This window comes from Ochrobactrum sp. EDr1-4 (genome assembly GCF_049199085.1).
Classification (GTDB): Bacteria; Pseudomonadota; Alphaproteobacteria; order Rhizobiales; family Rhizobiaceae; genus Brucella.
The window spans coordinates 188,616-202,469 of sequence record NZ_JBLZOF010000001.1 but is presented as its reverse complement, the minus strand read 5'-3'; the positions used below and the strand labels follow the sequence as shown (position 1 = coordinate 202,469).

The following is a 13,854-nucleotide window of genomic DNA, read 5'->3' as shown; positions in this document are numbered from 1 at the left end:
ATGCTGGCTGATAAAGATCGCATCTTCACCAATATCTATGGCTTTAAGGACCAGTCGCTGAAAGGCGCCATGTCGCGTGGCCATTGGGATAACACCAAGGGCTTTGTCGAAAAGGGCCGTGACTGGATCATCAATGAAATGAAGGCTTCGAACCTTCGTGGACGTGGTGGTGCTGGCTTCCCGACTGGCCTCAAATGGTCGTTTATGCCGAAGGAAGTGACGGATCGTCCGCATTACCTCGTCGTGAATGCCGATGAATCCGAGCCGGGCACCTGTAAGGACCGCGAAATTCTGCGCCACGATCCGCATACGCTGATCGAAGGCTGCGTGATCGCCGGTTGTGCTATGAGTGCGCACACCGCTTACATCTATCTGCGCGGTGAATTCATGCGTGAGCGTGAAGCGCTTCAGGCAGCGATTGATGAGTGCTATGACGCTGGCCTTCTGGGCAAGAACAATAAGTGCGGCTGGGATATGGATATATTCCTTCATCACGGCGCTGGCGCTTATATCTGTGGTGAAGAAACCGCTCTGCTTGAAAGCCTTGAAGGTAAGAAGGGTCAGCCACGTCTGAAGCCTCCTTTCCCTGCGAACATGGGTCTTTATGGCTGCCCGACGACGGTTAACAACGTTGAATCGATTGCTGTTGCTCCGACAATCTTACGTCGTGGCGGTGCATGGTTCTCGTCAATTGGTCGTCCGAACAATGTCGGCACCAAGCTGTTCCAGATTTCTGGTCATGTGAACACGCCTTGTACTGTTGAAGAAAGCCTTGGCATCACATTCCGCGAGCTGATCGAAAAGCATGGCGGCGGTATCCGTGGTGGCTGGGACAATCTGCTTGGCGTTATTCCTGGCGGTGCTTCCTGCCCAATCATCAAGGGCGAAGACATGATGGACGCCATCATGGACTTTGACGGTATGCGCGAGAAGAAATCTTCATTTGGCACTGGCGGCGTGATTGTCATGGACAAGTCCACCGACGTCATTAAGGCAATTGCTCGTCTCGCAGCTTTCTTCAAGCATGAAAGCTGCGGACAGTGCACGCCTTGCCGTGAAGGCACGGGCTGGATGTGGCGCGTGATGGAACGCATGGTCAAGGGTAACGCGCAGAAGCGCGAAATCGACATGCTTCTCGACGTTACCAAGCAGATTGAAGGTCATACGATCTGCGCGCTTGGTGATGCTGCTGCATGGCCTATTCAGGGCCTGATCCGTAATTTCCGTCCGGAAATTGAAAAGCGCATTGACGATTACACACGCAACGCCGTTCAGAGCCGCAATATCCGTCTGGAAGCAGCGGAATAGGGCTTAGGCATTGTGTGAGTGCAGCCCACCTCCCATGGGCCGCAAGTGAGTTTGACATCTGGAAGATGCGGCAAGAGCCGCAGGTTTGGATAAGCGATGGCAAATATTAAGGTTGACGGCACAGAGATCGAAGTACCCGATCACTATACGCTCCTTCAGGCTGCCGAAGCCGCGGGGGCTGAAGTCCCGCGTTTTTGTTTCCACGAACGGCTTTCCATCGCTGGAAACTGCCGCATGTGCCTTGTTGAAGTGAAGGGTGGACCGCCAAAGCCGGCCGCATCCTGCGCTATGGGCGTTCGCGACCTGCGTCCCGGTCCCAACGGCGAAGCACCTGAAATTTTCACCAACACGCCGATGGTCAAGAAGGCCCGCGAAGGCGTGATGGAATTCCTGCTTATCAACCATCCGCTTGATTGCCCGATTTGCGATCAGGCTGGCGAGTGCGATTTGCAGGATCAGGCGATGGCGTTTGGTACCGATGGCTCGCGCTATCGCGAAAACAAGCGTGCGGTTGAAAACAAGTATATCGGCCCACTCGTCAAGACGGTCATGACACGCTGCATTCATTGCACGCGCTGCGTTCGTTTCACGACCGAAGTGGCTGGCATTTCTGAACTCGGCCTCATTGGTCGCGGTGAAGATGCTGAAATCACCACCTATCTTGAACGCGCAATGACCTCGGAACTGCAGGGCAACGTCATCGATCTTTGCCCGGTTGGTGCTCTGACCTCGCGTCCATATGAATTCCAGGCGCGTCCGTGGGAACTGAACAAGACTGAAACTATCGACGTGATGGATGCTGTTGGTTCAAACATCCGCGTTGATACCCGTGGCCGTGAAGTGATGCGCATTATGCCGCGCGTTAATGAACAGGTGAACGAAGAGTGGATTTCCGACAAGACCCGCTTCATCTGGGATGGCCTGCGCACGCAGCGCCTTGATCGCCCATATGTTCGCAAGGGTGGTCGTCTAGTTGCCGCAACATGGCCAGAAGCTTTCGCAGCAATCGCTGCTAAGGTCTCTGCAACTACCGCCGACAAGATCGGTGCCGTTTCGGGCGATCTGGCTTCTGTTGAAGAACTCTACGCTCTTAAGAACCTGATCGCATCGCTCGGCTCGAAGAATATCGATAGCCGCCAGGATAGTGCAGCACTTGATCCGGCTCTTGGACGTTCAAGCTATCTCTTTAACGCAACGATCGAAGGCATTGAAAATGCTGACGCTCTTCTGATCATCGGCTCCAACCCACGCGTTGAAGCTGCTGTTTTGAATGCGCGTATTCGCAAGCGTACTCGTATTGGCCGTTTCCCGATTGCGATGATCGGCGAGCAGGCTGAACTGCGTTACGATTACGAATATCTCGGCGCAGGCGCAGATACTCTGGCAGCCGTTGCTTCCGGAAAAAATGCATTCCGCGACGTATTGGCAAAGGCCGAACGTCCGCTGATCATCATTGGTCAGGGCGCATTGACCGGTGAAAACGGCGCAGCTGTTTTGGCTCAGGCTGCGAAGCTTGCACAGGATGTTGGCGCGATCAGCGCTGAGTGGAATGGTTTCTCAGTTCTACACACCGCCGCGTCCCGCGTTGGTGCTCTTGATCTCGGCGTTGTTCCGGGCGAGGGCGGCAAGGCAGCTGGCGAAATGTTAGGCAATCTTGATGTTGTGTTCCTGCTTGGTGCAGACGAACTCGACATGACAAACAAGGGCTCCAGCTTCGTTGTCTATATAGGCACACACGGCGACGCCGGTGCACATGCCGCTGACGTTATTCTTCCGGGTGCAGCCTATACCGAAAAATCGGGTACATGGCTCAACACCGAAGGTCGCGTACAGCTTGGCAACCGTGCTGGTTTTGCTCCGGGCGAAGCAAAGGAAGATTGGGCAATTCTGCGCGCTCTTTCCGATACGCTCGGTAAGCGCCTGCCATTTGACAGCCTTTCGCAGCTTCGCGCTAAGCTCTATGCAGACTTCCCGCATATGATGGCGATTGACACAATTGCACCTTCAAACGCAGACGATCTGTCAGCGCTTGCAGCAAAAGCATCTAACCTTTCTGGCGGCGTTGCGTTCGTTTCGCCGGTCAAGGATTTCTATCTGACGAACCCAATCGCGCGTGCTTCCGCTGTCATGGCCGAGTGCTCGGCGCTTGCGGCCGGCAGCTTCCAACAGGCAGCTGAGTAAGCGAGAGAGAGACGGAATAATGGACGGAATTTTTGCAGCTTACGTCTTGCCCGCGCTGATCATAGCGCTGAAGTCGGTCGTTCTGCTTGTCGTATTGCTGATCGTCGTGGCTTACCTGCTTTATGCGGATCGTAAGATCTGGGCAGCCGTGCAGCTTCGTCGTGGACCAAACGTTGTTGGTCCATGGGGTCTGTTTCAGGCTTTCGCCGATCTTCTGAAGTTCGTCGTTAAAGAGCCGATCATTCCTTCGGGCGCGAATAAGGGTGTATTTCTTCTTGCACCTTTCATTTCAGCGGTTCTGGCAATGGCAACATGGGCAGTCATCCCGGTCAATGAAGGCTGGGCGATTGCAAACATTAATGTCGGCATTCTCTATATCTTCGCTATTTCTTCGCTTGAAGTATATGGCGTGATCATGGGCGGCTGGGCTTCCAACTCGAAGTATCCATTCCTGGGTGCACTTCGTTCGGCAGCGCAGATGGTCTCTTATGAAGTGTCGATTGGTTTCGTGATTGTTACGGTTCTGCTCACCGTTGGCTCGCTCAACATGACAGACATCGTACTTTCGCAGAATACAGGTCTTGGCACATCGCTTGGTCTGCCTGCGTCGTTCCTCGACTGGAACTGGCTGGTTCTGTTCCCGATGTTCGTGATCTTCTTCATTTCAGCGCTTGCTGAAACGAACCGTCCGCCATTCGATCTTGTCGAAGCTGAATCCGAACTCGTGGCCGGTCATATGATCGAATATTCGTCCACGCCGTTCCTTCTGTTCTTCCTCGGCGAATATGTGGCGATCACACTGATGTGCGCGCTCATGACCACACTCTTCCTCGGCGGCTGGTTGCCTCCGGTTGACGTATGGTTCCTCAACTGGGTTCCGGGCATCATCTGGTTCATGCTCAAGCTCTGCATGTGCTTCTTCATGTTCGCCATGGTGAAGGCTTTTGTACCGCGTTACCGTTATGACCAGCTGATGCGTCTGGGTTGGAAAGTGTTCCTGCCGATCTCGCTCGGTATGGTTGTTCTGACCGCAACCGTCATCAAAGTCTTCGATCTGGTGTAAGGAGAAAGATAAATGGCTTCATTCGCACAGGCCGCGAAATCCCTCCTTCTTAAGGAATTCGTTGCGGCTTTCTTCCTCTCTATGCGCCAGTTCTTTGCGCCAAAAGCGACGCTGAACTATCCGCATGAAAAGGGTCCGATTTCGCCTCGTTTTCGTGGCGAGCACGCGCTGCGCCGTTACCCAAACGGTGAAGAACGCTGCATCGCTTGCAAGCTTTGCGAAGCGATCTGCCCGGCACAGGCCATCACCATTGAGGCGGGTCCACGCCGCAATGACGGCACGCGCCGCACGGTTCGTTATGACATTGATATGGTGAAGTGCATCTATTGCGGTTTCTGTCAGGAAGCTTGTCCCGTGGATGCAATCGTTGAAGGTCCGAACTTCGAGTTTGCGACCGAAACCCGCGAAGAGCTTTACTATGACAAGGACAAGCTCCTTGCCAATGGCGATCGCTGGGAACGCGAAATTGCGCGCAACATCGCTATGGATGCGCCATATCGCTGATTGGTTTTGCTGAAACGCCGTTTCAGCATCCGGTTTGAAAAGCGGCAACAAGAAGGGGCGGCCCGTCTTGTTGCTGGAATTTAAGTTTCGCGATTATTCGCGGCAAACAAAGACTAAAGCGGATGAAGCAATCAGGCTTTGTCCACGGAAAGGTGTTGGGGGATCCCCATGCTGACAGGTATTGCGGCAGCGTTCTTCTATCTGTTCGCCTTTATCATGATCGCAAGCGCGTTCATGGTAATTGCGGCACGCAACCCCGTGCATTCGGTACTGTTTCTCATCCTCGCTTTCTTCAATGCAGCGGCGCTGTTTTTGCTGACGGGGGCCGAGTTCCTCGCCATGATCCTGCTCGTCGTTTATGTCGGTGCTGTGGCGGTTCTGTTCCTCTTCGTCGTCATGATGCTGGATGTTGACTTCTCCGAATTGAAGCGCGGTGCGCTGCAATATGCGCCGGTTGGTGCTCTGGTTGGTCTGATCCTGCTGGGTGAGCTGATTGTTGTATTTGCGGGTTCGATGTTCACGCCAAAGCTGGGGCAGGGCGCTATGCCGATCCCTGACGTTGCGGAACGCACCAACACTGCGGCCCTTGGCGACATTCTTTACACTGACTTTGTCTTCCACTTCCAGATTGCTGGATTGGTCCTTCTGGTCGCCATGATCGGTGCAATTGTTCTGACGCTGCGGCACAAGCCGAATGTGAAGCGCCAGTCGATTTCGGATCAGGTTGCTCGTACGCCTGAAACGGCGATCGAGATCAAGCAGGTCGAAACAGGCAAGGGCATCTGAGGAAAAGAATATGGAAATCGGTATTTCTCATTATCTGACCGTATCAGCCATCCTGTTCACCCTTGGCGTTTTCGGTATCTTCTTAAACCGTAAGAACGTCATCGTTATCCTGATGTCTGTCGAATTGATCCTTCTCTCGGTCAATCTCAATTTTGTGGCGTTTTCTTCTGTGCTTGGCGATATGGTCGGGCAGGTTTTCGCGCTGTTCGTTCTGACTGTTGCGGCTGCGGAAGCAGCTATCGGTCTCGCAATCCTCGTTGTTTTCTTCCGTAATCGCGGTTCTATCGCGGTGGAAGACGTCAATGTTATGAAAGGTTGACGGGCAAATGCTCTATAACGCGATCGTCTTCCTTCCGCTTATTGGCTTTCTTATTGCCGGACTTTTTGGCAATAAGATCGGTGCCAAGGCGAGTGAATATGTGACTTCCGGCCTGATGGTGATCGTCGCGATCCTGTCGTGGGTCGTGTTCTTCAAAATCCCACTCGGCCACGATGCCGAAACGGTTCGTATCCCTGTTCTTCATTGGGTAACGTCGGGTTCGCTGTCTTTTGACTGGGCTTTGCGCGTTGATACGCTGACTGGCGTTATGCTGGTCGTGGTCAACTCAGTGTCGGCACTGGTGCATATCTATTCGATTGGATACATGCATCACGATCCGCATCGTCCGCGCTTCTTCGCTTATCTTTCGCTTTTCACCTTTGCCATGCTCATGCTGGTCACATCGGACAATCTGATCCAGATGTTCTTCGGCTGGGAAGGCGTGGGGCTTGCTTCTTACCTTCTGATCGGCTTCTGGTACCAGAAGCCTTCGGCAAATGCCGCTGCAATGAAGGCATTCGTTGTCAACCGCGTTGGTGACTTCGGCTTCCTGCTGGGTATCTTTGGTCTGTTCGCGCTGTTCCAGACGGTTGATTACAACACGCTTTTTGCAGCCGCCGCAAACTACCTGCCAGCTGAAGGCGCTGCCGATACTGGTGCTGTTGTGCTCAACTTCCTTGGCTATGAACTGCACAAAGAAACCGCTCTGACGGTCGTCTGCCTGCTCTTGTTCATGGGCGCGATGGGTAAATCGGCGCAGTTCCTGCTGCACACATGGTTGCCTGACGCGATGGAAGGCCCAACACCTGTTTCCGCACTTATTCACGCGGCAACGATGGTGACCGCGGGTGTGTTCCTGGTTGCGCGTATGTCGCCAATTTTCGAACTCTCGCATACGGCTCTTCTGATCGTGACGATCATCGGCGCAACGACAGCATTCTTTGCTGCAACGATTGCTCTGGTTCAAAACGATATCAAGCGCGTTATCGCATACTCGACCTGTTCGCAGCTCGGTTACATGTTTGCGGCTCTGGGTGTTGGCGCCTACGGAGCTGCTGTATTCCACCTCTTCACGCACGCTTTCTTCAAGGCACTTTTGTTCCTTTGCGCAGGTTCGGTTATCCATGCCGTTTCTGACGAACAAGATATGCGTCGTATGGGTGGTTTGCGTAAGCTGATCCCAATCACCTACTGGATGATGATGATCGGTACTGTTGCAATTACGGGTCTCGGCGTTCCGGGAACGATCATCGGTACTGCTGGCTTCTTCTCGAAAGATGCGATCATCGAGTCGGTGTTCGCATCGCACAGCCTTGCTTCAGGTTATGCATTCACGCTTCTGGTGGTTGCGGCTCTGTTCACAAGCTTCTACTCATGGCGTCTGATTTTCTTGACCTTCTATGGCAAGCCACGCGCTTCTGCAGAAGTTATGCATCACGTTCATGAATCGCCTCCGGTTATGCTCGTACCGCTGTTGATCCTTGCAGTCGGCGCACTGTTTGCAGGTGTCGTGTTCAAGGAATACTTCTTCGGCCACGAATATGCTGAATTCTGGAAGGGTGCGCTCTTCACGTTGCCAACCAACGAAATCCTGGAACATTATCACCACGTTCCGTTGTGGGTTAAGTTGTCGCCGTTCATCGCTATGCTGATCGGTCTGGTAACGGCATGGATCTTCTACATCCGTGCACCGCAAATCCCGAAGGCACTCGCAGAGCGTCATCGTGGTCTGTACCAGTTCCTTCTCAACAAGTGGTACTTTGACGAGCTTTATGACTTGATCTTCGTTCGTCCTGCACGTTGGCTCGGCCGCTTCTTCTGGAAGGTTGGCGACGGCAAGATTATCGACGGTTACGGTCCTAATGGTGTCGCTGCACGCGTTCTCGATGTTACAGATCGCGTTGTGAAGATGCAGTCGGGTTACCTTTATCATTACGCATTCGCGATGCTTATCGGCGTCGCCGCGCTCGTCACCTGGATGATGCTCGGGAGCTCTTTCTGATGACCGATTGGCCAATTCTTTCTACGGTCACATTTCTGCCGCTCGTCGGCGCCTTGTTGATCCTTCTCATCAAGGATGACAGCGAAGCCTCGCGTCGTAACATCAAGAATGTTGCGTTGCTGACCACGGTTTTCGTTTTCATTCTATCCCTGGTTATCTGGGCCGGATTTGATAATTCAAACCCCGGCTTCCAGATGGTCGAACAGGTCGGCTGGCTCGGTGGTGGCATTTCCTACCACATGGGCGTTGACGGCATTTCGATGCTGTTTGTCGTGCTGTCTGCTTTCCTCATGCCGTTCTGCGTGCTGGCAAGCTGGCTGGCCATCGACAAGCGCGTCAAGGAATACATGATCGCGTTCCTTATTCTGGAAACGCTGATGATCGGCGTGTTCTGCGCGCTGGATCTGTTCCTGTTCTATGTGTTCTTTGAAGCAAGCCTTATTCCGATGTTCATCATCATCGGCGTATGGGGTGGCAAGCGCCGCGTTTATGCGAGCTTCAAGTTCTTCCTTTATACGCTGCTCGGCTCCGTATTGATGCTGATCGCGATTATGGCAATGTACTGGCAGGCCGGTACGCTTAACATCGTCGAACTGCTGAAATACGATTTCCCGGCAGGTATGCAAACATGGCTATGGCTTGCCTTCTTCGCGTCCTTTGCCGTGAAGATGCCAATGTGGCCGGTTCACACATGGTTGCCGGATGCGCACGTTGAAGCGCCGACAGCAGGTTCGGTCATTCTGGCCGGTATTCTTCTGAAGCTCGGTGGCTACGGCTTCCTGCGCTTCTCACTGCCGATGTTCCCGCTGGCTTCTGCCGATTTCGCTCCGTTTGTGTTTGCACTCTCAGCAATTGCTATCGTCTACACCTCGCTCGTTGCGTTGGTGCAGGAAGACATCAAGAAGCTGATCGCGTACTCGTCTGTTGCGCATATGGGCTATGTGACCATGGGTATTTTTGCCGCCAACGAGCAGGGCGTGCAGGGTGCAATCTTCCAGATGCTTTCGCACGGTATTGTTTCTGGCGCACTCTTCCTTTGCGTCGGCGTGATCTATGATCGCATGCATACCCGTGAAATTGCGGCCTTTGGCGGTCTCGTAAACAGAATGCCGAAATATGCAGTTGCCTTCCTCATCCTGACGATGGCGAATGTCGGTCTTCCGGGTACGTCGGGCTTTATCGGTGAATTCCTCACGCTGTTCGGTGTCTTCCGCGTCAATACGTGGGTAGCGCTGTTCGCAACATCGGGTGTGATCCTGTCGGCAGCTTATGCGCTCTGGCTTTATCGCAACGTGGTGTTTGGTGCGCTGACCAAGGAAAGCCTTAAGGGTATCCTCGATCTCACCCCGCGTGAGAAAGTGATCCTGTATCCGCTTGTGGCTCTCACCATCTTCTTCGGTGTGTATCCGGTTCCGGTCTTCGATGCGACCGCGAGCGCCGTGCATGCACTGGTTACCAATTATGACGCAGCGCTGGCAAATGCCGCTAGCGCTACGCTGGCGCAGTAAGTAAAGGCGTAGGCTTGATGCAAACCGACCTGATTGCTTCCCTGTCTCTCGCAGCTCCCGAGGTTCTCCTCGCGCTGAGCGGACTGGCATTGCTCATGATCGGCGTGTTCTCCGGAGAGCGCGCCTCAACCCTCGTCAATGGCCTTGCAGTTGCTGTTCTTATTGCAGCACTCGCACTGATCGTTATCTTCCCACACAATGGCAGCGCTTTCGGCGGTGCCTTTGTCAACGATGCTTTCGCACGCTTTATGAAGGTGCTGACACTGATCGGCTCCATCGTGGCGCTGATCATGTCGGTTGGCTTTGCGCGTGAAGAGAAATTCGATAAGTTCGAATTCCCTGTGCTGATCGTGTTGTCCACGCTTGGCATGCTCATCATGGTGTCGGCATCCAACATGCTGACACTCTATATGGGCCTCGAATTGCAGTCGCTTGCGCTCTACGTGCTTGCTGCCTTCAATCGTGACAGCGTTCGTTCGACAGAGGCTGGCCTTAAGTATTTCGTTCTCGGCGCGCTGTCGTCGGGTATGCTGCTCTATGGTATCAGCCTTGTTTACGGCTACACCGGCCATATCGGTTTTGCCGAAATTGCAACCGCCATTTCTGGTGGCGAGCGTCAGCTCGGTCTGGTGTTCGGTCTGGTCTTTATTCTTGCAGGCCTCTGCTTCAAGATTTCTGCTGTCCCATTCCATATGTGGACGCCAGACGTTTATGAAGGTTCGCCAACGCCAGTAACCGCGTTCTTTGCTGCCGCTCCTAAGATGGCTGCAATGGCTCTGATCGTTCGTGTTGTTGAAGGTGCCTTCGCTCCCGTCACCCAAGACTGGCAGCAGATCATCACTTTCGTTGCAATCGCTTCGATGGTGCTGGGTGCCTTTGCCGCTATTGGTCAGCGCAACATTAAGCGCCTGATGGCTTACTCGTCGATCAGCCACATGGGCTATGCCCTTGTCGGTCTGGCTGCCGGTACGGTTGTCGGTGTTAAAGGCGTTGCTCTTTACATGGCGATCTATCTTGTCATGACGCTCGGCAGCTTTGCTTTCATCCTGTCCATGCGGACCAAGGAAGGCAATGTCGAGAAGATCGAAGATCTCGCAGGCCTGTCGCGCAGCAATCCGGTTATGGCAGTGATCATGACGATCATGCTGTTCTCGCTTGCTGGTATTCCGCCGCTCGCTGGCTTCTTCGGTAAGTGGTACACCTTCGTTGCAGCCGTTGAAGTGGGTCTTTATCCGCTTGCAATCATCGGTATTGTGGCATCGGTTGTGGGTGCGTTCTATTACCTGCGCATGATCAAGATCATGTGGTTCGATGAACCAGTGACAACTTTCGTTCCGGCAGCAATCGAGCTGCGTCTCGTATTGCTCGTTTCTGGTGCCTTCGTTCTGTTCTATGGACTGATCGGCGGCTGGCTCGGTGGTTTGGCTGAAACTGCAGCCAAAACATTCTTCTGAGCATGACAATGAATAAGGCCGCAGGTGATGGCAATCGTTTCACGCTGGCACCTGCGGCTTTAGCAGACAATTACCGACTGGAGTTTTTTCCAGTCGTTGGTTCTACCAATGCAGAGGCGCTTGCACAGGCTAATGCCGGTGATGCAGGGCGCCTCTGGTTCGTTTCTCCGAAACAGGAGAGCGGACGAGGGCGCCGCGGCCGTACATGGACCGCGCCCGAAGGCAATCTCGCAGCAACGCTGCTACTGGTTGAACGTTTTGATCCCCAAATTGCCGCTACTTTAGGATTTGTTGCAGGCCTAGCGCTTACTGAGGCTGTTGATGCCGTTTTGCCGCCAGCCGTTGCGTCAAAAGTGAATGTCGCTCTTAAATGGCCAAACGATGTGCTGGTCGATGGTGCAAAACTTTCCGGTATTCTCCTTGAATCCACACTGCTCCCAGATGGGCGCTTTGGAATAGCGGTTGGCATGGGAACGAACGTTGTCGCGGCACCTGAAGGTCTGCCTTATGCCGCAACCTCCATCAATGGATTGGGCGGCAATACGGATGCAGCCACGCTGTTTCTGGCGCTGTCCGATGCATGGTGTCACTATCACCGTATCTGGGATCAGGGGCGTGGCCTCAACACTATTCGCGAGTTTTGGTTAAAGCGCGCCCATGGTTTGGGCCAGCCTGTAGCTATGCAGTTGAATGGCCGCATTGTTGAAGGCGTGTTTGAAACTATCGATTCGGATTGCCGTCTGGTGATCCGCGAAGACGATGGAACACGCGTGTCGGTCACTGCTGGCGATGTCTATTTCGGAACCGCTGCATCGGTCAAAGCTGGTTCCTGATCGAATATATGTGAACAATCGGCCTTTCAATCTGCTGTTCCGGGCTTGCAAACTATCGGTAGTGGGTTCAACAGGGGCATAATAAATTCTAATTGGAGCGCATCCCGAAAAGTGTGAAACGGTTTTCGGATAAGATGCGCGTTGAAAAAACCTTTTAGAGCGCCGATCTGATTGGGTCAGATCGAGATGCGCTTTAAAGAACAGGGAGGCATTATGCCCCGCTCAACACAGACGCAATTTGTCTTCCTGCCATTGGGTGGTGTCGGCGAAATCGGCATGAACCTCGCCATGTATGGCTATGGACCGGAAAACAATCGCGAATGGATCGTGGTTGATATGGGCGTAAGCTTTGCTGGTCCTGAACATCCAGGTGCTGACTTGATCCTGCCGGATATTCGCTTTTTGGAAGCTGAGAAGCACAATCTGCGCGCTATTATTATTACGCATGCACATGAAGACCATTACGGTGCGCTGCTTGATCTCTGGCCACGCCTCAAGGCGCCGGTTTACGCAACGCCATTTACTGCGGGCCTGCTTGAAGCCAAGCGTCATTCTGAAATTCGTGCACCTGAAATTCCGGTCACGATCTTCAAAGCTGGCGAGACTTTCGAAGTTGGGCCTTTTAAGCTTGAAGCGATTGCAGTTACCCACTCGATTCCTGAACCGGTTTCGCTGGCGATCACCACGCCGCTTGGAACAGTCGTTCATACTGGCGACTGGAAGATGGATCCCGATCCTTCGATGGGACCACTGATCGATGAGGCACGGTTTCGCGCTATCGGCGATCAGGGCGTTCTGGCGCTGATTTGTGATTCCACCAACGCTATGCGCGAAGGTGAATCTCCATCGGAGCGCGAAGTCGGCGATAGCTTGCGCGAACTGATTGAAAATGCGCGTGGGCGCGTTGCGATCACGACCTTCTCGTCCAATGTTGGCCGTATCCGTTCGATCACTGAAGCCGCACGCGACGCTGGCCGTCAGGTGCTGGTGGTTGGCCGTTCGATGAAACGCACAATCGCTGTTGCAACCGAGCTCGGCTACATGGAAGGCCTGCCGGAATTTCTAAGCGAAGATAATTACGGCTATATTCCGCGTGAAAATGTCGTGATGATCCTCACCGGCAGTCAGGGCGAGCCAAGAGCAGCGCTCGCCAAGCTGTCGCGTGATGAAATGCGCAGCATTGCTCTTTCGGCTGGTGACACGGTGATTTTCTCATCGCGTCCGATCCCGGGCAATGAGAAGGCCATTCTTGAAATCAAGAACAAGCTGATTGATCAGGGCATTAAGCTGATCAGCGATGATGATGCGCTAGTGCATGTTTCTGGCCATCCGCGCCGCAGTGAATTGAAGCGGATGTATTCATGGGTGCGCCCGCAAATTTTGGTTCCGGTTCATGGCGAAGCGGCCCATCTGGTAGCCCAAGGTTCGCTTGGTGCCATGGAGGGCATTGAACAAATCGCGCAGGTGCGCGATGGCGATATGCTTCGTTTGGCACCGGGCAAAGCTGAAATCATCGATAAAGCCCCGATTGGCCGTATTTATAAAGACGGCAAGCTGATCGGTGACGAAGATGAAATTGGCATGGTTGAGCGCCGCAAGCTTGCCTATGTCGGCCACGTCGCCGTTTCCGTTCTGCTCGACCGTGATTTCAAGATTATGGATGAGCCCGATCTGGTTGCCTTTGGCGTGCCAGAGGAAGACGGGCAGGGCGAACTGATTGAAGATTTGCTGCTTGATGCCGCAATTGAAGCAATCGACAGCATTCCGCGCACACGCCGCAAAGACCTCGAAGTGGTCCGGGAATCGGTTCGCCGTGCAGTTCGTGCTGCGACAAATGAAGCATGGGGCAAAAAGCCGGTAGTGACGGTGTTCATCAACCGGATAAAGTAAATCTGT

The 13,854-nt window shown here is 53.6% G+C and carries 11 protein-coding genes; all 11 read left to right on the top strand.

Going from position 1 to position 13,854, the window contains the following annotated elements:
• The gene (gene nuoF / locus ACOZHT_RS01035; RefSeq protein ID WP_339508387.1) at positions 1-1,308 is read left to right on the top strand and encodes an NADH-quinone oxidoreductase subunit NuoF; all 1,308 of its coding nucleotides are present in this window, start codon (positions 1-3) and stop codon (positions 1,306-1,308) included.
• 96 nt (positions 1,309-1,404) lie between these two features.
• Positions 1,405-3,489: an NADH-quinone oxidoreductase subunit NuoG gene (nuoG, locus tag ACOZHT_RS01030; protein ID WP_421565259.1), complete on the top strand. Its 2,085-nt coding sequence runs from the start codon at positions 1,405-1,407 to the stop codon at positions 3,487-3,489.
• Positions 3,490-3,508: 19 nt separating this feature from the next.
• Positions 3,509-4,552: an NADH-quinone oxidoreductase subunit NuoH gene (gene nuoH / locus ACOZHT_RS01025; protein WP_094506963.1), complete on the top strand. Its 1,044-nt coding sequence runs from the start codon at positions 3,509-3,511 to the stop codon at positions 4,550-4,552.
• Between the two features lie 12 nt (positions 4,553-4,564).
• Complete coding sequence (gene nuoI, locus ACOZHT_RS01020) at positions 4,565-5,056, top strand: NADH-quinone oxidoreductase subunit NuoI (protein WP_094506964.1); 492 nt, start codon at positions 4,565-4,567, stop codon at positions 5,054-5,056.
• Between the two features lie 168 nt (positions 5,057-5,224).
• Positions 5,225-5,842, top strand: a complete 618-nt coding sequence (locus ACOZHT_RS01015) for an NADH-quinone oxidoreductase subunit J (RefSeq protein ID WP_094506965.1) — start codon at positions 5,225-5,227, stop codon at positions 5,840-5,842.
• Between the two features lie 10 nt (positions 5,843-5,852).
• Positions 5,853-6,161: an NADH-quinone oxidoreductase subunit NuoK gene (nuoK, locus tag ACOZHT_RS01010; RefSeq protein WP_007874552.1), complete on the top strand. Its 309-nt coding sequence runs from the start codon at positions 5,853-5,855 to the stop codon at positions 6,159-6,161.
• A gap of 7 nt (positions 6,162-6,168) precedes the next feature.
• Positions 6,169-8,163, top strand: a complete 1,995-nt coding sequence (gene nuoL, locus ACOZHT_RS01005) for an NADH-quinone oxidoreductase subunit L (protein ID WP_339508392.1) — start codon at positions 6,169-6,171, stop codon at positions 8,161-8,163.
• The gene (locus tag ACOZHT_RS01000; protein ID WP_339508393.1) at positions 8,163-9,671 is read left to right on the top strand and encodes an NADH-quinone oxidoreductase subunit M; all 1,509 of its coding nucleotides are present in this window, start codon (positions 8,163-8,165) and stop codon (positions 9,669-9,671) included. The genes nuoL and ACOZHT_RS01000 overlap by 1 nt, the downstream gene beginning before the upstream one ends.
• Positions 9,672-9,688: 17 nt before the next feature.
• Positions 9,689-11,125, top strand: a complete 1,437-nt coding sequence (gene nuoN / locus ACOZHT_RS00995; RefSeq protein ID WP_339508395.1) for an NADH-quinone oxidoreductase subunit NuoN — start codon at positions 9,689-9,691, stop codon at positions 11,123-11,125.
• Positions 11,126-11,133: 8 nt separating this feature from the next.
• Positions 11,134-11,958, top strand: a complete 825-nt coding sequence (locus ACOZHT_RS00990; RefSeq protein ID WP_339508397.1) for a biotin--[acetyl-CoA-carboxylase] ligase — start codon at positions 11,134-11,136, stop codon at positions 11,956-11,958.
• Between the two features lie 213 nt (positions 11,959-12,171).
• Positions 12,172-13,848: a ribonuclease J gene (locus ACOZHT_RS00985; protein ID WP_421565258.1), complete on the top strand. Its 1,677-nt coding sequence runs from the start codon at positions 12,172-12,174 to the stop codon at positions 13,846-13,848.
• The last annotated feature ends 6 nt before the right edge of the window (positions 13,849-13,854 follow it).